Genomic DNA, 20,004 nt, shown 5'->3' on the forward strand with positions numbered 1-20,004 from the left:
GTTCGACCTCGAACACGAGTTGACCGCGCGATGGGTGCGCTGGGCCCTGCTGGCCTGGGCCGTCATCGCGGGCTGGTATCTGTGGCAGCGCTGGGGGCTGATCAACGCGCTCACGCTGAGCGATACCGACGACAATATGCGGCTGATGCAGGTACGCGGCCTGCTCGCCGGGCAGGACTGGTATGACCTGCGGCAATATCGCCTCAGCCCGCCGAACGGTCTGGACATCCACTGGTCGCGCCTCGTCGACCTGCCGATCGCGGGGCTGATCCTGCTGTTCCAGCCGTTTACCGGCACGGCGATGGCCGAACGGCTGGCGGCGGGGATCGCGCCGCTGTTTCCACTCGCCGTGACGATGCTGGCGATGGGCGCTGCCGTCCGCCGGCTGATCGCGCCCGCCGCATGGACGCTGGCGATCATCATCCTGATGGGCTGCACCGCGACGATGGCGCAGTTCGTGCCGCTGCGCATCGACCATCATGGCTGGCAGCTCGCCTTTCTCGCACTCGCCGTGATGGGCATTGCCGACCCGCAGCGCACGCGCGGCGGCCTCACCGTCGGTTTGGCGAGCGCGGGCTCGCTGACGATCGGGCTGGAACTGCTGCCGTTCTGCGCGATGGCCGGAGCGATCGTCGCGCTGCGCTGGGTGTGGGACCGCGACGAAATGCCGCGGATGCGCGCTTATGGCCTCAGCCTCGCGGGCGGGAGCAGCGCGGGCTTCGTGCTGTTTGCGTCCAATGCCAATTACGCGATGCGCTGCGATGCGCTGACCCCAGTGTGGCTGTCGGTGATGGTCGCGGCGGGGGCGCTGTTGTTCCTCCTGAGCCTCGCCAATCCCGCCAATCGACTTCTCCGGCTGGGCCTTGCCGTGATCGCAGGCAGCATCGTCGCGGGCGGGTTCGCAGGGTTGTTCCCGAATTGCCTCCAGCGCCCGGAAGGCGTGTCGGACGAGCTGGCCGAAACCTGGCTCAACAATGTCCGAGAGGCCCGGCCGATCTACAAGCACAGCTTCGGCATGGCGTTTCCGATGGCGGTGCTGCCGGTGATCGGCATCATCGGCGCGGGGTTCGCCGCATGGCGTGCGAAGACCGCCGACCAGTTGGTCGCCTGGGTCGCGATCGGCCTGTTCACCGCCTTCGCCGGAGCGATGCTGTTGTGGCAGGTGCGCGCGGGACCGGCGGCACAGCTGCTCGCGGTGCCGGGCGCGGTGTGGCTCGCCTGGACGGTCATGCCGTGGTTTCTGGGGCATAAGTGGATGGCCGTGCGCGTGCTGGGATCGGTCGCCGCCTTCCTCATGGTATCCGGCCTTTTCGCCGGGTTCGTGGTCAAGTATCTCCCGGTCAACGGCCCGCCGAGCAAGGTCCGTGTCGCGGTAAGCAAGGCGAACAGCCGCTGCATGAGCGCCGCCGCGATGCGGACCCTCGACCGCGCTTTGCCCCCCTCGACCCTGTTCACCCATGTCGACCTTGGCCCGCGCCTGATCGTGATGACGCGGCACAAGGGCATCGCCGGCCCCTATCACCGCAACGAGCGCGCGATCCTCGACGTCCACCACGCCTTCAAGGGCGCACCGCAGGCGTTTCGCGGCATCGCGCGGCGTTATGACGCGCAATATCTGCTGGTCTGCCCCAATATGGCCGAGACGACGATGTACCGCGCACGGGCGAAGGATGGGTTCTACGGTCAGTTGGCCAAGGGCAACGTCCCCGACTGGCTGGAGCCGATGCCGCTGCCCAAAGGCGCCCCCTACCGGCTGTGGCGCATCCGGTACGACCGCTGAGGCTCGCGCCCTAAACCCCGAAGCTCCGCTTCACTCCGTCGATCACGAACTGGATCGCCAGCGCCGCGAGCAGCACGCCGAGCAACCTGGTAATGACCGATTCGATCTTTGCTCCGAGCACCCGCATCAGCGGTCCTGCGGCCAGCAGTGCGAACAGGGTGAGCGCGAGCACCAGCAACAGTGCGCCGAACACTGCTGCAGTCTCGCCCGGCCCTTCCGCCCGTGAGACCAGCAGCATGATCGTCGCGATCGACCCCGGTCCCGCGATCATCGGCATCGCCATCGGGAACACCGATACATCCTCGACCTCCGGCGTCTGCATCACCTTTTCCGCGCGATCCTCGCGGCGCTCCTGGCGCTTCTCGAACACCATCTCGAGCGCGATGATGAACAGCATGATCCCGCCCGCGATGCGGAACGCGCTGAGGCTGATGCCGAGCGTCCGGAGCAGAGCTTCGCCGACTAGCGCAAACACCAGCAGGATCGCGGTGGCGATCATCACCGCGCGCACCGCCATCGCGCGCTGCTGGGTCGGGCGCGCGCCCTTGGTCAGCCCGGCATAGATCGGTGCGCAGCCGGGCGGGTCGATCACCACGAACAGCATTGCAAAGGCGGACAGGAACAGCTCGATCATTGCACTTGCCTCTCTGCCAGTTTGCGTTCCCAGGCGAGCGCATCGCGGACGATGCGGTCGAGATCGTCATATTGCGGCCGCCACGGCAGCGCCGCCAGGATCGCGCGATTGTCCGACACCAGCTCGTCCGGGTCACCCGCGCGGCGGCCCTCCATTCGGCGCTCGATCGTCACATTGGTCACGCGATCGACCGCGTCGAGCACTTCGAGCACCGAATAGCCACGCCCATAACCGGCGTTCAGTGTATGGCTGCTCCCCGGATCGGCGATCAGCAGGTCGAGCGCATGGACATGGGCGGCGGCAAGGTCGCTGACATGAATATAGTCGCGCACCCCGGTGCCGTCGGGTGTCGCGAAATCGGTGCCGAATACCGAAACCCCGTCGCGCTTGCCCGTCGCCGCCTCGACTGCGACCTTGATCAGGTGAGTGGCGCCCGCCGTGCTCTGTCCGCTGCGCCCTTCGGGATCAGCGCCCGCCACGTTGAAATAGCGCAGCGCGCAATAGTTGATCGGGTGCGCGGCGGCGACGTCCTTCAGCATGATCTCGGTCATCAGCTTGGACATGCCATAGGGGTTGATCGGCTGTTTCGGCGCCTCCTCGCGTACCGGCACGACCTCCGGGATTCCATAGGTTGCGGCGGTGGAGGAGAAGATGAAATGCTTCACCCCTTCCGCCACTGCGCTCTCGATCAGGCTGCGGCTGGCGGCGGTGTTGTTGCGGTAATATTTGAGCGGATCGCTGACCGATTCCGGCACCACCACCGACCCGGCGAAGTGCATGATCGCGGTCACCTGATGCTCTCGGATCGCGGCGCGGACCTTGTCCTCATCGGCGATATTGGCGACGATCAACGCTGCACGCGGATCGACCGCCCAGTCGAAACCCGTGACCAGATTGTCCAAAACGACGACGCGCCACCCCGCATCGAGCAGCGCGAGCACCGCATGGCTGCCGATATAGCCCGCCCCGCCCGTCACCATCACCGTGCCGTCGCGCATCTTCGTCTCACCCCTAGTTGCGCGTTGCGCTCAATCCTATCTTGGGCCTCGTAGCAAGGAGTTGAAGCGAATGACTACCGAAACCGCAATCCTCGCGGGTGGCTGCTTCTGGTGCGTGGAGGCCGTGTTCAAGGACCTGATCGGCGTCGAGTCGGTCGAAAGCGGCTATATCGGTGGCCATGTCGACAACCCGACCTACAAGGCGGTGTGCGGCGGCGATACCGGCCATGCCGAGGCGCTGAAGGTGACGTTTGATCCCGAACAGATCCGCTATGACGATCTGCTCGACATCTTCTTCGCGACGCATGATCCGACGACGCTCAACCGTCAGGGCGGCGATGTCGGCACGCAATATCGCTCGGCGATCTTCCCCCAGTCGCCCGAACAGGAAGCGGCGGCGCGCGCAGGGATCGAACGCAATGCCAGCGAATGGCCCGCGCCGATCGTCACGACGATCGAACATGCCGACACCTGGTGGCCGGCCGAGGATTATCACCAGAATTACTGGGAAGGCGAAGGCCAGCGGAACCCCTATTGCCTGGGCGTGATCCCGCCCAAGCTCAACAAGCTGCGCAAGAGCTTTGCCGAGCGGTTGAAGGCGAAAGAGGGGGCGTAGCGCTTGCCGTCACCCCGGTGACGCGACAATCAACGCACCGCAGCCCGCTGCAGCCGGTCGTTGATCGCCAGCCCAATCCCGCCGTCAGGCACCGGCGCGACGGCAATTCCCGCGCGATCCGATGCATCGGCGCGGTGCAGTGCGTCGAACAGCCGGGCCGCCGCCTCGACGACATCGCCACTGGCCGACAGCGTATCGTCTCCAGCCACGTCGCTGAACCCGATCAACCACTCGCCGGCGCGCGCCTCGGTCGCGTTCAACCGCAGCGGCTTGCGCGGGGCGTAGTGGCTGGCGAGCTGGCCGGGCGCCTCGACCTTGTCCCCCGCCACACCCAGCCAGCGCCCGATCTCGCGCTCGATATCCGCCGCCGAAATCGGGCCCGGCCGCAACAGGCGCGGCTGCGCGCCGAGCGCGACGATGGTCGATTCGATCCCGCCGCTGGTCGCGCCATCGTCGATCACCAGCGGGATGCGATCCGCCAGCGACGCGGCTACGTGGCTCGCGCGGGTCGGGCTGATCGATCCGCTGGCATTGGCGGACGGCGCGGCGAGCGGCTTTCCGGTAGCCGCCAACAATGCCTGCATCGCGCGATGCTGCGGCACGCGGATCGCCACGGTCGACAGCCCGGCGGTGACCAGCCCGGCGATCGGCGCGTCGGGGCGCAGCGGCAGCACCAGCGTCAACGGACCGGGCCAAAAGGCATCGGCGAGCGCGCGCGCGTCGCGGTCGAACATCGCGATCGCTTCGGCCGCGCGGCGATCGGCGACATGGACGATCAGCGGGTTGAAGCTGGGACGCCCCTTGGCCGCATAGATGCCCGCCACCGCCTCTGCATTGGTCGCGTCGGCGGCCAGCCCGTACACCGTCTCGGTCGGAGTCGCGACGCATCCACCCGCGGCGATGATGGCAGCGGCCTGCGCGATGGCAGCCTCGCCGTACGGTAAAATCTGCATATTTGGCGCGGTCATTTCCGGTGGCTATAGCGCGGGCAAAAGCGCTGCAAGAGAGAGGACGAAATGAGCTTCACCCCCGCCATCGCCGAACAGCGGTTCGTGCTGGAGCATGTCGCGCAGATCGCCGAACTCGGCGTCGATGCCGATATCCTCGATGCAGTGCTGGAAGGGGCCGGTGCGCTCGCCGCCGGGGAATGGGCACCGCTCGACCGCACCGGCGACACGGTCGGCGCGAAATGGACGCCAGAGGGCGTGCGCATGCCCGACGGGTTCGCAGCGGCGTACAAGGCCTATGTCGATGGTGGCTGGGGGACGATCGGCACGCCGGAGGCGTTCGGCGGACAGGGGCTACCGATCTCGCTCGCGACCGCTGTGATGGAGACGATCGGCAGCGCCAATTTCGCGCTGACGCTCTGCCCGATGCTCACCGTCGGGGCGATCGAATCGCTGATCCACCACGGCACGCCGGAGCAGCAGGCGGCGTATCTGCCCAAGCTGTCGACCGGCGAATGGACCGGCACGATGAACCTGACCGAGCCGCAGGCGGGCAGCGACGTCGGCGCGCTCCGCACCACCGCGACACCGCGCGCCGATGGCAAATGGTCGATCAAGGGGACCAAGATCTTCATCACCTTTGGCGACCATGACATGGCGGACAATATCATCCACCTCGTCCTCGCCCGCACCCCCGATGCACCCGCCGGGACCAAGGGGATTTCGCTGTTCCTCGTCCCCAAGTTCCGCCTCGACGCCGATGGCAATCCGGGTGCGGCCAATGACGTGCGCGTGGTGTCGATCGAGCACAAGATCGGCATTCACGCCTCCCCCACCTGCGTGCTCAGCTTTGGCGACAATGACGATTGCATCGGCGAGCTCATCGGTCCCGAAATGGGCGGCATGCGTGCGATGTTCACGATGATGAACAATGCCCGGCTCAATGTCGGGCTTCAGGGGGTCGAGGTCGCCGAGCGCGCGACTCAGCGCGCGGTCGCCTATGCGCGTGAGCGGGTGCAGGGCAGTCGCAACGGCAAGCCCGCGACGATCGTCGAATTCCCCGACGTCCGCCGCATGCTGATGCGGATGAAGGCGCAGACGATGGCGGCGCGCGCATTGGTTTATCTCGCCTTTGGCCAGCTCGACCGTGCCAATGCCGGCGATGCGGAGGCGAAGACATTGGTCGAACTGCTCACCCCGCTCGCCAAGGCGCATGGCACCGATATCGGCAATGAGGTCGCCAGCATCGGCGTCCAGATTCATGGCGGCATGGGCTATATCGAGGAGACCGGCGCGGCCCAGCATTTCCGCGATGCGCGGATCACCCCGATCTATGAAGGCACTAACGGCATCCAGGCCGCCGATCTGGTCGGGCGCAAGCTGAGCATGGATGGCGGTGCGACGTTGCTGGCGCTGACCGCGCGGATGAAAGGCGAGGCGCAGGACGCGGGACTGATCGCGCTGATCGATGCGTGCGAAGAGGTCGCACGGCACATGCTGGCGAGCGAGATGGACGACCGGCTGGCGGGCTCCGCGCCGTTCCTCACGATGCTGTCGGTCGCGGTATGTGGCTGGCTGATGGAGGCACAGGGCCGGATCGCGGCGGAGGCGCAGGGCGACCCGGCGTTCCTGGCGATGAAGGGCGCAGCGGCGCGCTTCTATGTCGCGCAGGTGGTGCCAGAGGCGATGGGGCTCAAGGCGGCGGCAACGGCGAGCGCGGAGGCGTTGTACGCCGTGGATGCGGAAACGTTCGCGGCCTGATCGTCACCCCAGCGAAAGCTGGGGTCTACTGCAACGCGCCTAGCTCTAAAGGCACGAGACCCCAGCTTTCGCTGGGGTGACGGCTGGTTCAGGCGATCTCACGATCCAGCAATTCGTGCGCGCTGAGCCCCAGCAGCGCGATATGCTCGCGCACCTTGGGCCAGTATCCGGTCAGGAAGCGCTCGCGCTCCGCCAGCTTCAGCCGTTCGACCGCTCCGGCCAGCACGAACATGCCGACGCCGCGACGAACCTCGACATAGCCGTCGTCCTGGAAGCTCTGATAGGCCTTGGCCACCGTCAGCGGGTTGGCGCCATGTTCGGCGGCGAGCGCGCGCACCGATGGCAACTGGTCCCCCGCCCGGTATTCGCCACGCAGGATCGCGGTCGCGATGCTGGCGCGCAGCTTCAGATAAACCGGGCTGTCTTCATGCTCGAGTGCTGTCATGCTGCCTTAATACAGCACGGGGGATTAAAGTTCCACCCCCAATGCGGTTTCTACTGAAACCGTCTGACGCTCAAGCTACCCAGTCCGACACGATCGCATCCAGATCTGGGCGCGGACGTTCTTCCAATGGCTTGGCGGGGGTCCCGATGAAGACAAAGCCCGCAATCCGCTCCGGCGTGGTGCCGAACAGGTCGCGCACCGTGTCACTGAACGCCGCCCATCCGGTCAACCAGCTTGCCGCGAATCCCATCGCATGCGCGGCGTGCAACAGGTTCATCGTTGCCGCGCCTGCGGAGAGCTCCTGTTCCCACAGCGGAATGTGGCTGCCGACCTTCGGCGCGTGCAGCACCACCACCAGCGTCGGCGCCTGGCGCGCGAACTGCTCCATCGCTTCGATCTCCAGCCGTGCGGCGGTGGGTCGCTCGGCGCGATAGGCATCGACCAAAGCCGTCGCGAAGGCATCGCGCGCCTCACCCGGCACCACCACGAAGCGCCACGGGGCGAGCTTGCCGTGATCGGGCGTCCGCACGGCGATCTCGATGATGTCGCGCAGCTGTGCCGCGTCGGGGCCGGGAGCGATCAGGTCGCGCGCCTTGCCCGAGCGGCGGGTGCGCAGCAGCGAAAGCGGGGTGGTGGTGTCGTTGAAAGTCATCCGCGCCCGTTAGCGCGCCGATCCGCCGCCGCAAAGGGCCATTGCGAACGAGTCGCAATGGGCCAAGCCGAACCGGTCACGGTTTCCACTGTAACAATCATGCTTCACATGCGGGTTTTCGCCGCTAGTCTCCCCGCCATCCGGCCCCAGGGGCCAAGAAATGTCAGGGAGTTTCGTGCCGATGGCGCACACACCAGCAGCCGCACCGGGCGGCGAGCGAACCTTTTTGGGCCACCCGCTCGGCCTCTTCATCCTCTTCTTCGCCGAAATGTGGGAGCGATTCTCCTACTACGGCATGCGCGCGCTGTTGATGTTCTACCTGACCAAGCACTGGCTCTTTTCCGACCAGTCTTCGAGCGTTATCTACGGCGCCTACACCGCGCTGGTGTACATCACCCCGGTGCTGGGCGGCTATCTGGCCGACAAATATCTGGGGCAGCGCAAGGCGGTACTGTACGGTGCAGTGCTGCTGACCTTTGGCCACTTCCTGATGGGGTTCGAGGGTACTGGCGGTCAGGATCCCAGCGCCCTCAACGTCTTCTGGCTCGCGCTCGCCTTCATCATTGTCGGCTCGGGCTTCCTGAAGGCCAATATCTCGGTGATCGTCGGCCAACTCTATCCGCGAACGGACGTGCGGCGTGATGGCGCGTACACGATCTTCTATATGGGGATTAACCTCGGCGCGGCGCTTGGTTCGCTGCTCTGCGGCTATCTCGGCGAAACCTATGGCTGGAGCTACGGCTTCGGCGCGGCCGGTGTCGGCATGCTGCTGGGTCTGATCGTCTTCGTGCTCGGCAAGCCGTTGCTCATGGGCAAGGGCGAAGCCCCCGACGCCGCAAAACTTGCCAAGCCGGTCCTTGGCATCAAGCTCGAATGGCTGCTGTATGTGGTCGGTCTAGTCGCCGTGGTGGTGTGCTGGTGGCTGGTGCAGAATCAGGCGGTCGTGGGCACCCTGCTGGGCATCGGCGGCACAATCCTGATTCTTTATGTCCTGGGCGTCGCGACCTTCGTCTTCGTCCACGGCTCCTATGCCGCAGCTCCCAAGCTGCCCCTCGGACTGTTCGCACTCGGCGGCGCGCTCGCGATCGCTGCATTCCTCGCCATGTTCATCGGAGCAATGACGGACAGCGCCGCGCAAAATCTGGCGCTCGGCGGCTTCGGATTGTCCCTGCTCGTCGTCATCTGGCAATCCATTGGGCGCTCCAATCACGATCGCGACCGCATTTTCGCGGCGATGTTCCTGATCGTCGGATCGATCCTGTTCTGGGCGTTGTTCGAACAGGCGGGTTCGTCCCTCAACTTGCTCACCGATCGGCATGTCGATCGCACGATCTTTGGGTGGGAAGCCAAGGCGTCGATGTTCCAGTCGCTCAACGCGATCTACATCGTGCTGCTGGCACCGCTGTTTGCCTGGCTTTGGACCACGCTGGGTCGCAAGGGCATCGAGCCGTCCACCCCGGCCAAATTCGGTCTGGCAGTCGTACAACTTGGTATCGGCTTTCTCGTGTTGGTCGCGGGCGGCGCGGGAGCGGGCGATGGCGTGATGATCCCGCTCGTGTTCATCTTCCTGATCTACCTGCTCCACACCACTGGCGAGCTTTGTCTGTCACCGGTGGGCCTGAGCGCCATGAACCGACTGGCACCGGCCCATATGGCATCGCTCATCATGGGCACCTGGTTCTTCGCGTCAGCCACCGGGAATTTCGTCGCCGGACTGATCGCCGCAGCGACGGGTTCGGAAAGTGCAAGCGGTGAGGCGGCAAATGTTCAGACGGTGCTGGATGTGTACAGCACGATCGGCTGGGTCGCGATCGGCGTCGGCGTAGCGATCTTGGTCGTATCGCCACTGATCAAGAAGCTGATGCACCTCGACACGCTGCGCGACGACGGCGAGCTCGCCGGGACTGCCCAGCTGGCCGAGCCGCAAGCACCGGGCGTGCATCTCGAAGACGAGAAGCGCTGATCGACTGACACCGGGAGAGGGAAAATGGAAACTTTGATCGCGGCATGTGCGGCGTTTCTGGGAACCCATTTTCTCCTCTCCCATCCCTTGCGAAAGCCGCTGGTCGACGCTGTCGGCGAGCGGATTTTTCTTGGGCTCTATTCCCTCGTCGCATTCGCCACGTTGGGCTGGATGGTCCACGCCTATGGCCGCATTCCAGACGAAGCGCCGCTCTGGGCGGTCGGCGATGCACTGTGGGCTGCCGCCAGCGCGATCATGCTGCTCGCATCGGTGCTGTTGGTCGGGTCGCTGATCGGCAACCCGGCGCTGCCCGACCCGACCGGAAGGCCCAAGGCCGTGCCGCGCCCGCGCGGGGTGTTCGCGATCACCCGTCACCCGATGATGTGGAGCTTCGCCCTGTGGGCGCTGGTGCATATCCTGGTCTTTCCGCAGCCGGCGCAGATTGTGCTGGCAACGAGCATCGGCCTGCTTGCCCTGGTCGGCGCAAAGTTTCAGGACGACAAGAAGCGCAAACTCCAGCCCGATTTCTGGCCGCGCTGGCAGGGCGTGACCAGCTATTGGCCGTTCGTCGCCATCGCGCAGGGTCGCGCACAGGGTGCCGCTGCGTGGCCAGGGAGGATTGCGGTCGTCGGCGGAACGATCCTGTGGCTCGCGGCGAGTTGGGCGCACCTTCCGCTGGCGCAAATGCCCGCCGGCATCTGGCGCTGGATCAATGGCTGACGCGGTAAATCCCCCGCGCAACTAATTCGTTTCGCGCGTGTTCCAACGCGGATGCTTACAATTTGCGACACTCTTTTGGTGGACGTTCCCGCAGGTGACAGCCATTTTCGCGAGATGATGGTTCGCCCGTTTCTGATCCTCGGCATCGCCGCGCTTCCCTTGGCGGGGTGTGCCGCCGGACCCGATTACCGTCCGAGCAGCGCCGCGCAACTCGGGGTTCCGCCCACCTTCTCGGTCGCGGCGGACCAGCAGGCGCAGGCCGATCTGCAACGCTGGTGGACCGCGTTCAAAGATCCGATGCTGACCGGACTGGTCGAACAGGCGGCAACGCAGAATCTTGACGTGGCGCAGTCCGTCACTCGCCTCCGTCAGGCGCGCGAGGCGCTGGTCCAGTCGCGCGCGACGCTTCTCCCGTCGGTCAGCGCCGGCGGCGGCGCGTCGCGCAGCGAGCCGATTCGCGGCACCAGCACCCAGGTGACCCTGCCCGACGGCACCGTCACCACCGTGTCGCAGGGCGGCAGCACCAGCTTCTCGCTCGGCGCGGACGTGAATTATCAGGTCGATCTGTTCGGCGGCGTGCGGCGCGGGGTCGAGGCAAGCCGCGCGCAATTGGAGGCATCCGGCTACAGCTACGCCGCCACGCTCGTGTCGATTCAGGGCGAGATCGCGCGCAACTACATTCTTGCCCGCGCCGCGCAGGCGCAACTCGCCAATGCGCGCGAGAGCCTGTCCATTCAGGACGACAATCTGGAGATTGCGGGCTTTCGCGTGCAGGCGGGTCTCGTCTCCTCGCTCGATCAGGAACAGGCGCGCGCCAGCCGGGCGCAGACCGCCGCGTCCGTGCCGTCAATCGAAGCAAGCTACAACAGCGCCGTCTCCCGCCTCGGCGTGCTGACCGGTCAGGCTCCAGGGGCGCTCAAGGCGCAGATGGAGGCGGTGCGCCCGATCCCCCAGGGACCCGAACGGATCGCGGTGGGCATTCCCGCGGACACGCTGCGCCAGCGGCCCGATGTGCGGCTGGCCGAACGCAACCTTGCCGCCGCCGTCGCGCAGATCGGCGTGACGGAGGCGCAACTCTTCCCCCAGTTGTCGCTTGGCGGCAGCATCGATGCGGGCGCGGGCAGCATCGGCAGCCTGTTCGACGTCATCACCGGGCGGGTCTTCGCCAATATCGCCCAGACCATCTTCGACGCCGGGCGCAACCGCGCGCAGGTGCGCTCGGCGCAGGCGGCGGCGGATGGTGCCTTCTACGCCTATAAACAGACCGTGCTGGTCGGCATCGAAGAGGTCGAGAACGCCGCCGTCGCGCTGCAGACCGCGCAGGCACGCGAGCGCGAGTTCACCATCGCGCTCGACGCCGCCACCAACAGCGCGATCCTGTCGCGCAGCTCGTACCGTGCGGGCCTTGCCGATTTCCTGACGCTCAGCCAGGCCGAGGCGTCGCTGATCTCCGCGCGCAATGGCCTCAATCAGGCCCGCTCGGACAAGGCGAATGCGCTGATCCAGCTCTATCTCGCGCTGGGCGGCGGCTGGGACGCCTCGGTCGCGCCGACCCCGGACACCGTCCCCGCCCCGCCCCCCGCAATCATCACCGGAAGCAATTGATGGCCGACGCAACTGCGAACCCCAAGATCGACGAGTTTCTCGGCGGGAAGACGACCCCGGCGTGGCAGCGCCATGCCAAATGGATCACGCTGGCGCTGGTCGTCGTCGCGGTGCTGTTCGGCGCGTGGAAGATGTTCGGCGGGACCGAGGAAGCGGGCTATGCCACGCGCGCGGTCGAGAAGGGGTCGCTGACCGTCACCGTCTCCGCGACGGGCAAGCTCGCGCCGACCAATCAGGTTCAGGTCGGTTCCGAGCTGTCAGGTCTGGTCAACCGCGTGCTGGTGGACGTCAACGACCGGGTGACGGCCGGCCAGCCACTGGCGCTGATCGACCCCGAGCGGCTCGACGACTCGATCACCCAGGCACGCGCATCGGTCGCCGCCGCCCAGGCGACGGTCGCACAGAATCAGGCGACGCTGACGGAGGCACGGAGCCAGCTTGCCCGGTTCGAGGAAGTGAGCCGCCTGTCGGGCGGGCGCGTCCCGGCCAAGACCGAGCTCGACAATGCCCGCGCCGCACTTGCCCGCGCGGTCGCGACGGTGCGCGCCAGCCAGGCGCAGGTCACCTCGCAACAGGCGGCGCTGCGATCGGCGGTGACCCAGCGGAACAAGGCGATCATCCGCTCCCCCGTCAACGGCGTGGTGCTGGCGCGTCAGGTCGAGCCGGGCCAGACGGTCGCAGCGTCGTTCAACACGCCGACCCTGTTCGTCATCGCCGAAGACCTTAGCGCAATGGAGCTGGAGGTCGCGATTGACGAGGCCGATGTCGGCCAGGTCAAACAGGGGCAAAAGGCAAGCTTCACGGTCGATGCCTTCCCCGGCGAGACATTCCCCGCGGTGATCCAGCGCGTCGATGTCGGATCGAACCTGTCGGCACAGACCACCACCAGCACCACCAGTACGACCGCACAGGTCGTGTCCTATGCCGCGATCCTGTCGGTCGCCAATCCGGAGCAAAAGTTGCGCCCCGGCATGACCGCGACGGCAGAGATTGTGACGCTGCAGAAGGACAATCTGTTGCTGGTCCCGAACGCAGCGCTGCGCTTTACCCCCAGCACCGGGGGAGAGCAGGCGTCGAGTGGCGGTGGGATGGCCGGTGCACTGGTTCCGCGCCGCGGTCGTCGCGGTCAGCAGGACAATGAAAAGAGCGCGACGATCACGCGCGGTGCCAAGCAGACTGTCTATGTGAAGGGCGAAGATGGTCAACCGCGCGCGATCGAGGTGACCACGGGCGACACCAACGGTCAGGTGACCGAAATCCTATCGGGCGACCTGAAGCCGGGCATGGAGGTCATCACCGGCCAATTTGCCGGCGACCAGTCCAAGGGCGGCCAGTCGAAGCGCGGCGGAGGTCAGCGCCGCTCCGGCGGCGGCGGCGCGGGAGGCGGCACGGGTGGCTGACCCGATCATCCGCCTGCGCGGCGTCACCAAGACCTATGGCGAGGGGCCGACCGCATTCCAGGCGCTGAAAGGCGTCGACCTCGACATCGAACAGGGCGACTTCGTCGCGGTGATGGGGCCGTCCGGATCGGGCAAGTCGACGACGATGAATATCCTTGGCTGCCTCGACGTGCCGACGCGCGGCGAGTTTCTGTTCAAGAATGTCCATGTCGAAACGCTCGACCGCGACCAGCGCGCCCTACTGCGCCGCCGCTATCTCGGCTTCGTGTTCCAGGGGTTCAACCTGCTCAGCCGCACCAGCGCGCTCGAAAACGTCGAACTGCCCCTGCTCTATCGCGGCGAGGACAAGAAGACGCGGCACATGCTGGGCATGGCCGCGCTGGAGAAGGTGGGGCTGGACCCGTGGTGGGACCATACACCCGCTGAACTGTCGGGCGGCCAGCAACAGCGCGTGGCGATAGCCCGCGCGATCGTGACCAGCCCCGACGTGCTGCTCGCCGATGAACCGACCGGCAATCTCGATTCCGAACGCTCGGTGGAAATCATGCAGCTGCTGACCAGCCTCAACAAGGACAGCGGGATCACGGTGCTGATGGTCACCCACGAGCCCGACATGGCGGCGTTCGCCCGCACCATCGTGCATTTCAAGGACGGGCTGGTCGAGCGGATCGATACCGGCGCCCGGGCGGGGGTCAGCGCCTGATGCTCGGCACCATCTTCACCCTCGCGATCCGCTCGATCCTGCGCCACAAGCTGCGCTCGTTTTTGACCACGCTCGGCATCATCATCGGTGTTGCTGCCGTTGTGGCAATGGTCACGCTCGGCAACGCCACCACGGCGGCCGTGCAGCAACAGATCGCCAGCCTCGGCACCAACATCCTCCAGGTCCGCCCCGGCCAGGGCTTTGGTCGTGGCGGCGGCGGGCCGCGTCCGCCCGATTTCGAACAGCAGGATGTCGAGGCGATCGGCGAACAGATTGCCGGCGTCACTGCGGTGGCTCCGCAAGCGCAGGCAAGCGGCACGGCGATCTATAACGGTGCCAACTGGTCCACCACGATCAACGGCACGACCAACGACTATTTCCGCGTCCAGCCCTGGCCGCTGACCGGGGGGCGGACCTTCTCCCCAGCCGAAGAAGCGGCGGGCAAGGCAGTGTGCATCATCGGCAACACCGTCCGCCAGAACCTGTTCCGCGGCGGCAATGCGGTGGGTCAACGGCTACGGATCAACGATGTCTCCTGCGACGTGATCGGCACGCTGTCGACGCGCGGCCAGGCCGGGTTCGGCGGCGATCAGGACGACATCGTCATCATGCCGATCAAGACGGTGCAGCGCCGCTTTTCGGGCAATCGCGACATCCGCCTGATGCTGGTCGGCGTGGACAGCGCCTATGACACTGCTGCGGTACAGGCTTCGCTGAGCGACCTGCTGCGCGAGCGGCGCGGGATCGAGGCTGGCGAGCAGGACAATTTCAACATCTTCGACACCGCCCAGATCAGCGCGACGTTGACGGGCACCACCCAGCTGCTGACCAGCATCGTCGCGACGGTGGCCGCGATCAGCCTGATCGTCGGGGGCATCGGCATCATGAACATCATGCTGGTCAGCGTGACCGAACGGACGCGCGAAATCGGCATCCGGCTGGCGATCGGCGCGGTGGCGCGGGAGGTGCTGATGCAGTTCCTGGTCGAGGCGATCGTGCTGTCGATGCTGGGCGGGGTGATCGGCTTGCTGGTGGCGCAGGTGGCGGTCGCGATCCTCACCCCGGTGATGCAGGTGCCGTGGACATTCGACCTGCAGATCAACATCATCGCCTTTGCCATCGCGGCGGGGATCGGGGTGGTCTTCGGCTATTTCCCGGCTCGCCGCGCGGCGAGCCTGAACCCGATCGACGCGCTGCGGCACGAGTAAAACTCAGCTGAACTGTAGCAGGATCAGACCGAAGGCCAACACAAGGGCCGCAACGATGCGGCGCGCGCCAAATCCTTCGCCGAGCATCCACGCGCCCATCAGCGCCGCCCAAACCACCGCAGTCTCGCGCAGCGCCGACACTTTCGCCACCTCCATCAGCGAGAAGGCGTAGAGCGCCGAGCCGAACGAGATGCTCGACAGCGCCCCCGCCGCCACGCCGTGTTTCCAGGTCGCCTTTACCGCCTGCCCCAGCTCGCGGCGGCGCAGCAGCAATGCGGTGGTGGTGATGCACACGCAGTCGAGCATGAACAGCCAGACGATATAGGTGAACGGGCTGGGCGCGACGCGCACCCCGCGCGCGTCCGCCATATTGTAAAGCGCGACGCCGATTGCGGTGGCAAAGGCCCAGCCCAGCGCGACCTTGTCCGGATGCGCGGCGAGCGAAATTCCGCGCGCGGGCAGCGCGAAGGCGATCACCGCCCCCGTCGCCAGCACCAGCCCGACCCAGCCGATCAGCGGCAGATGTTCGCGCAGCACCAGCATCGCAAATCCCGCAGTCAGCAGCGGCGCTGCCCCCCGCATGATCGGAAAGACGAGGCTGAGATCACCGCGCTCCATCGCGCGCACCAGGCACAACTGATAGGCAAAATGCGCCGGCACCGCCCAGGCGAGCGCGGTCCAGGTCGCGGCATCGGGCAACGGCACGATCAGCGCGAACGGCGCGATCACAATCGCCGCGCTCGACGACAGTACCGCGCGGCCGACCAGGATGTCCTCCCCGCGCTTCACCGCCATATTGGCAAGCGCAAGGGTGAAGGCCGAGAGCAGCCCGAGCGCAATGGCCAGCGACTGGTCAGCCATGCGCCAGCTTTGCCAGATCCTCCGGCGTGTCGATGTCGATCAATTCGGCGGGCGGGACCACGATATGACGCCCGCGCCGCACCAGATCGCGCGCGCCCATGTCCCCCCTGTGCCGCCAGCAACGTGGCGAAATGCGCTCGCCCGAACAGCACCGGCGGGCGCGGGACCACGCCGTCACTCGATGCGACGATCGCCGCATCGCCATCGGCATCGTCGAGCAGGCGATAGATCTGCGTCGCGGTGACACGCGGCATATCGGCGAGCGCGATCAGGATCGCATCGGGGTCGAATTGCGCTGCCGCCTCGACACCCAGCCGCAGCGAGCGGCCCAGCCCGGCGGCGGGGTCGTCATTGGTGACGATGGTATAGCCGCAGTTGGCCAGATCGAGCGCGGTGTCCGCGACCACTCCGATCCGGGAGCAGAACGGCACGGCCTCCAGCGCGACCACGACATGCAGCCCCAGCGGTCGTCCGAGATAGGGAATGGTCAGCTTGTCCGCGTCGCCGAACCTGCGCGAGCGCCCGGCAGCGAGCAGGACCAGAGCGGTGCGCTCAGCGCGGATCATGCAGCGCCCTCACCATGCCCGCCGCGATCGACAGCGCGATCTCCGCCGGGCCGATCGCGCCGATATCGATGCCCGCCGGCCCCTCGACCCGGTCGATCTGCTCGGGCGTCAGGCCGGCAGCCGCCAGCCGCTCACGCCGCGCCGCATGGCTCAGTCGCGATCCCAGTGCCGCGACATAACCCGCGCCGTCCTTGAGCGCGGCGATCAGCGCGGGGTCGTCGATCTTGGGATCATGGCTCAGCGTCACCACCGCCGTCGCGCCATCGGGGCACAGCGCCTCCACCGCTTCGTCGGGCCAGCGATCGTCGAGCGTCACGTCGGGAAAGCGCTCCGGCGTCAGGAACCGCCCGCGCGGGTCGATCACGACGGTCGAAATGCCGAGTTCGCGAGCGAGCCCCGCGAGCACCTGCGCGATCTGCACCGCACCCACGATCAGCAAGCGGCGCGGCGGTTCGTAGCGGTTGATGAAGGCGTTGGGCTGCGGGTCGATGCTGCTGCGCCCGGTCGCCAGATCGGTGAAAACCTCCAGCCCCCGCCCCTCCGCCCGCGCATCGGCAATCGCATCGAACAACGTCGGGTCGAAGCCGTCTGCCGTCACCGGCTGCACCATCACCTCGATCTCGCCGCCGCACGGCAGGCCGACCTCCCATGCCGCGGCATCGGCGACGCCATAACGGCGCAGCGCGAACGGCGCGCCCGCGATCACCTCCGCCGCCAGCGCCATGATGTCCGCCTCGACGCACCCGCCCGACACCGACCCTTCGAAGCGGCCATCTTCATGGACCAGTAGGTGGCTCCCGCGCGGGCGCGGCGCGGAGCCCCAGGTCGACACCACCGTCGCCAGCGCCATCCGCGCCCCGGCCCATCCGCGCGCTGCGGCGATCACGCTGTCGTTATCGGCCATGGTGCCTCGCTACTGTCATCCGAATCACCTAGCCGGTTGAGATGCTTGGAGGAGATAGGGCCATGTCGAAGATGTTGCGAGCGGCGCTGGCGCTGGCCATGATCGCGACGCCCGCCGCCGCGAAGGAACCCGTCATCTCGTCCAATCCCATCATCATCGCGCATCGCGGCGCTAGCGGGGAGCGGCCCGAACATACGCTCGCGGCCTATCAACTCGCGATCGAACAGGGCGCGGACTTTATCGAGCCCGATCTGGTAGTGACCAAGGACGGCCAGCTCGTCGCGCGGCACGAGAATGACATCAGCGGCACCACCGATGTGTCGAGCCGCAAGGAGTTCGCCGACCGTAAGGCGACCAAGGTCATCGACGGCGTCAGCCATACCGGCTGGTTCACTGAGGATTTCACCCTCGCCGAATTGAAGACGCTACGCGCCAAGGAGCGACTGCCTCTGCTGCGCCGGGGCAATACGAAGTTCGACGGGCAGTATGAGGTGCCGACATTGCGCGAGATCATCGCGCTGGCGAAGGCGGCGACCGCGAAGACGGGCCGCATGATCGGCATCTACCCCGAAACCAAGCATCCCAGCTATTTCGCCAGCATCGGCCTGGCCATGGAGGCGCTGCTGGTCGCCGAACTCAAGGCGGCGGGCTGGGACCGCGCCGATGCGCCGGTGTTCATCCAGTCGTTCGAGGTCAATAATCTGAAGGCGCTGAGGCAGCTGACCAAGGTGCCGCTGATCCAGCTGATGGCGGCGGACGGCGGCCCGGCGGACAAGGCGCAGCCAAGCTACAAGGCGATGGCGACGCCGGAGGGGCTGAAGGCCATCGCCGCCTATGCCGCCGGCATCGGCCCGCAAAAGGACATGGTGTTGGCGGGCGACGGCACGGTCTCCCCCCTGGTCGCGGATGCCCATGCCGCAGGGCTCAAGGTCCATCCCTGGACCTTCCGCGCGGAGAATTTCTTTCTCCCCCTCCGGACTGCGGAAAGGGATCAACCCGGCGGGACATGGGCGACTGGCCGAAGAAATTACGCGATTTCTCGATGCCGGCGTGGATGGTTTATTCACCGATTACCCTTATCTCGCGGTTGAGGCACGCGACCGGCACTCCCGCCGCTCGGCCGACTGAGGGACCGCGCGATGCGCAAGAGCTTGATTGTTGCTGTTGCGGTTCTGCCGCTGCTGTCGGGCGGCTGCGTCGCCAAGACCGCGTTCGACATTGTCACCATGCCGGTCAAGGCGGTCGGCCAGGCCGCCGACTGGGCGACTACAAGCCAGGACGAGGCCGACCGCAATTACGGCCGCAAGATGCGCGAGAAAGAGGCCAAGGAAGGTCGCGAGCGCAAGAAGCAGGACGAAAAGTGCCGCAAGGACCCCGACGACTGCGATTGATTTGAGTCCCCTCGGTGCTCCTGCAAAGACAGAAGCCCAGAGTGGCGAGGCTAATCGCGCGTTGCTCTGGGCTCCTGCCTTCGCAGGAGCACAGAGGCGCTTAGCTCTGTGGCGATCCACGTCCCAAAGTCTGCGCGATCGCGCGAAGCACCTGCGGCTTCATCTGAACCCAGAGATGGCTCGAATCGACCTCGATCGAGCGGGCCGTTTCGCAGTCGGGCTCGTGACAGACCGCGCCGTTGACCAGCCCGTCGCTCGCGCTCCAGATCGCGGTCGCCGGAACCGGCAGCGGCGACGACGCCTCCTCAAGCATCGCGCGCACCGCCGGATCGTCGGCGCGCTGGCCGCTGACCAGCTCGAACACCCGCCACACATTGGTCGCGGTGGGTAGTCCGGCAAAGGGCGAGCTGACGGTGATCACCTCCCGCACCAGCTCCGGGCTGCGATGCGCCGCGATCCGCGCCATGATCCCGCCGAGCGAGACGCCGACCAACGTCACCTTTTCCCCGGTCTCGTCGCGAACCTGCGCGATCCGCTCGATCAGCCGCTCGCCCTCTGCCCCGATCGCGCGCGCGCCGAAATTGCGGCCCAGCGCCCAAGGGTAAGCGCGATAGCCGAGCGCATCGAGATAGCGGCGCATCACGATGTTGCTCATGTCGCTGTTGACCAGGCCAGGCAATGTCAGCACCGGACGCCCGTCGCCGCGCGGCTCGGCCAGCAACTCCTTCCACGCGAAGGGCAGCGACCCCAGCGACAGCGCCGCGCGCGGCCATTCGGCGAGCAGCGCGGATGCGGGCGGGGCCTTGGCTTCGACGTTCACGGGCATCGCATCACTCCTCGCGGACACAAT

19 protein-coding genes and 1 pseudogene are annotated in these 20,004 nt (G+C 66.6%); 11 read left to right on the forward strand and 9 right to left on the reverse strand.

From position 1 onward, the window contains the following. The first annotated feature begins 19 nt into the window (after nt 1-19). Nucleotides 20-1,780 carry an AcrB/AcrD/AcrF family protein gene (locus tag LRS08_RS03875; protein WP_260481365.1) on the forward strand — a complete coding sequence of 587 codons (1,761 nt, stop codon included), beginning with the start codon at nt 20-22 and terminating at the stop codon, nt 1,778-1,780. Nucleotides 1,781-1,790: 10 nt separating this feature from the next. Here the strand turns inward: LRS08_RS03875 and LRS08_RS03880 are convergent, their stop codons facing one another. Together LRS08_RS03880 and galE are read right to left on the reverse strand one after the other, a co-directional pair. Continuing rightward, nucleotides 1,791-2,414 (reverse strand): MarC family protein, encoded by a 624-nt coding sequence (locus LRS08_RS03880; protein WP_257844824.1) that lies wholly within the window; start codon nt 2,412-2,414, stop codon nt 1,791-1,793. Then, on the reverse strand, nt 2,411-3,412 hold the full coding sequence (gene galE, locus LRS08_RS03885; RefSeq protein WP_257844823.1) for a UDP-glucose 4-epimerase GalE: 1,002 nt from the start codon (nt 3,410-3,412) through the stop codon (nt 2,411-2,413). The genes LRS08_RS03880 and galE overlap by 4 nt, the downstream gene beginning before the upstream one ends. A gap of 70 nt (nt 3,413-3,482) precedes the next feature. On the opposite strand from galE, the gene msrA reads away from it, so the two are divergent. Further along, entirely contained in the window at nt 3,483-4,028 is a 546-nt protein-coding gene (gene msrA / locus LRS08_RS03890) for a peptide-methionine (S)-S-oxide reductase MsrA (protein WP_257844822.1), read from the forward strand. A gap of 29 nt (nt 4,029-4,057) precedes the next feature. Here msrA and LRS08_RS03895 read toward each other — a convergent pair whose 3' ends face one another. Then, nucleotides 4,058-4,996: an L-threonylcarbamoyladenylate synthase gene (locus tag LRS08_RS03895; RefSeq protein ID WP_257844821.1), complete on the reverse strand. Its 939-nt coding sequence runs from the start codon at nt 4,994-4,996 to the stop codon at nt 4,058-4,060. Between the two features lie 48 nt (nt 4,997-5,044). Between LRS08_RS03895 and LRS08_RS03900 the strand changes: the two genes are divergently transcribed. Continuing rightward, on the forward strand, nt 5,045-6,736 hold the full coding sequence (locus LRS08_RS03900; RefSeq protein ID WP_257844820.1) for an acyl-CoA dehydrogenase: 1,692 nt from the start codon (nt 5,045-5,047) through the stop codon (nt 6,734-6,736). 88 nt (nt 6,737-6,824) lie between these two features. Here the strand turns inward: LRS08_RS03900 and LRS08_RS03905 are convergent, their stop codons facing one another. Together LRS08_RS03905 and LRS08_RS03910 are read right to left on the reverse strand one after the other, a co-directional pair. Continuing rightward, nucleotides 6,825-7,181 (reverse strand): GntR family transcriptional regulator, encoded by a 357-nt coding sequence (locus LRS08_RS03905; protein ID WP_257844819.1) that lies wholly within the window; start codon nt 7,179-7,181, stop codon nt 6,825-6,827. Nucleotides 7,182-7,251: 70 nt separating this feature from the next. After that, nucleotides 7,252-7,833: a nitroreductase gene (locus tag LRS08_RS03910; RefSeq protein ID WP_257844818.1), complete on the reverse strand. Its 582-nt coding sequence runs from the start codon at nt 7,831-7,833 to the stop codon at nt 7,252-7,254. A gap of 181 nt (nt 7,834-8,014) precedes the next feature. On the opposite strand from LRS08_RS03910, the gene LRS08_RS03915 reads away from it, so the two are divergent. From LRS08_RS03915 to LRS08_RS03940, 6 genes are all read left to right on the forward strand, one after another. Continuing rightward, nucleotides 8,015-9,796 carry a peptide MFS transporter gene (locus LRS08_RS03915; RefSeq protein WP_260481642.1) on the forward strand — a complete coding sequence of 594 codons (1,782 nt, stop codon included), beginning with the start codon at nt 8,015-8,017 and terminating at the stop codon, nt 9,794-9,796. Between the two features lie 24 nt (nt 9,797-9,820). Further along, nucleotides 9,821-10,516, forward strand: coding sequence for an NnrU family protein (locus LRS08_RS03920; RefSeq protein WP_257844816.1), 696 nt, complete (start codon nt 9,821-9,823; stop codon nt 10,514-10,516). Between the two features lie 114 nt (nt 10,517-10,630). Beyond that, nucleotides 10,631-12,121: an efflux transporter outer membrane subunit gene (locus LRS08_RS03925; protein ID WP_260481643.1), complete on the forward strand. Its 1,491-nt coding sequence runs from the start codon at nt 10,631-10,633 to the stop codon at nt 12,119-12,121. Continuing rightward, on the forward strand, nt 12,121-13,521 hold the full coding sequence (locus LRS08_RS03930) for an efflux RND transporter periplasmic adaptor subunit (protein ID WP_257844815.1): 1,401 nt from the start codon (nt 12,121-12,123) through the stop codon (nt 13,519-13,521). The genes LRS08_RS03925 and LRS08_RS03930 overlap by 1 nt, the downstream gene beginning before the upstream one ends. Next, on the forward strand, nt 13,514-14,224 hold the full coding sequence (locus tag LRS08_RS03935; protein ID WP_257844814.1) for an ABC transporter ATP-binding protein: 711 nt from the start codon (nt 13,514-13,516) through the stop codon (nt 14,222-14,224). Before LRS08_RS03930 ends, LRS08_RS03935 begins: the two co-directional genes overlap by 8 nt. Further along, nucleotides 14,224-15,432 (forward strand): ABC transporter permease, encoded by a 1,209-nt coding sequence (locus LRS08_RS03940; protein WP_257844813.1) that lies wholly within the window; start codon nt 14,224-14,226, stop codon nt 15,430-15,432. Before LRS08_RS03935 ends, LRS08_RS03940 begins: the two co-directional genes overlap by 1 nt. 3 nt (nt 15,433-15,435) lie before the next feature. Here the strand turns inward: LRS08_RS03940 and LRS08_RS03945 are convergent, their stop codons facing one another. Genes LRS08_RS03945 through LRS08_RS03955 form a run of 3 tightly spaced genes read right to left on the reverse strand, consistent with a single transcriptional unit; the run spans nt 15,436 to nt 17,763 of the window. After that, nucleotides 15,436-16,293, reverse strand: a complete 858-nt coding sequence (locus LRS08_RS03945) for a DMT family transporter (RefSeq protein ID WP_260481366.1) — start codon at nt 16,291-16,293, stop codon at nt 15,436-15,438. Continuing rightward, the gene (locus tag LRS08_RS03950) at nt 16,218-16,859 is read right to left on the reverse strand and encodes a nucleotidyltransferase family protein (RefSeq protein ID WP_260481367.1); all 642 of its coding nucleotides are present in this window, start codon (nt 16,857-16,859) and stop codon (nt 16,218-16,220) included. Before LRS08_RS03950 ends, LRS08_RS03945 begins: the two co-directional genes overlap by 76 nt. Next, nucleotides 16,846-17,763 carry an XdhC family protein gene (locus LRS08_RS03955; protein WP_257844810.1) on the reverse strand — a complete coding sequence of 306 codons (918 nt, stop codon included), beginning with the start codon at nt 17,761-17,763 and terminating at the stop codon, nt 16,846-16,848. Before LRS08_RS03955 ends, LRS08_RS03950 begins: the two co-directional genes overlap by 14 nt. Before the next feature lie 98 nt (nt 17,764-17,861). Between LRS08_RS03955 and LRS08_RS03960 the strand changes: the two are divergent. Both LRS08_RS03960 and LRS08_RS03965 read left to right on the forward strand, forming a co-directional pair. Beyond that, a pseudogene (locus LRS08_RS03960) lies at nt 17,862-18,891 on the forward strand (glycerophosphodiester phosphodiesterase). 11 nt (nt 18,892-18,902) lie between these two features. After that, nucleotides 18,903-19,154 carry a hypothetical protein gene (locus LRS08_RS03965; RefSeq protein WP_257844809.1) on the forward strand — a complete coding sequence of 84 codons (252 nt, stop codon included), beginning with the start codon at nt 18,903-18,905 and terminating at the stop codon, nt 19,152-19,154. 100 nt (nt 19,155-19,254) lie between these two features. Here the strand turns inward: LRS08_RS03965 and LRS08_RS03970 are convergent, their stop codons facing one another. After that, nucleotides 19,255-19,980 carry an alpha/beta hydrolase gene (locus LRS08_RS03970; protein WP_257844808.1) on the reverse strand — a complete coding sequence of 242 codons (726 nt, stop codon included), beginning with the start codon at nt 19,978-19,980 and terminating at the stop codon, nt 19,255-19,257. Nucleotides 19,981-20,004: the final 24 nt, after the last annotated feature.

The organism is Sphingomonas sp. J315 (assembly GCF_024666595.1).
Lineage (GTDB): Bacteria > Pseudomonadota > Alphaproteobacteria > Sphingomonadales > Sphingomonadaceae > Sphingomonas.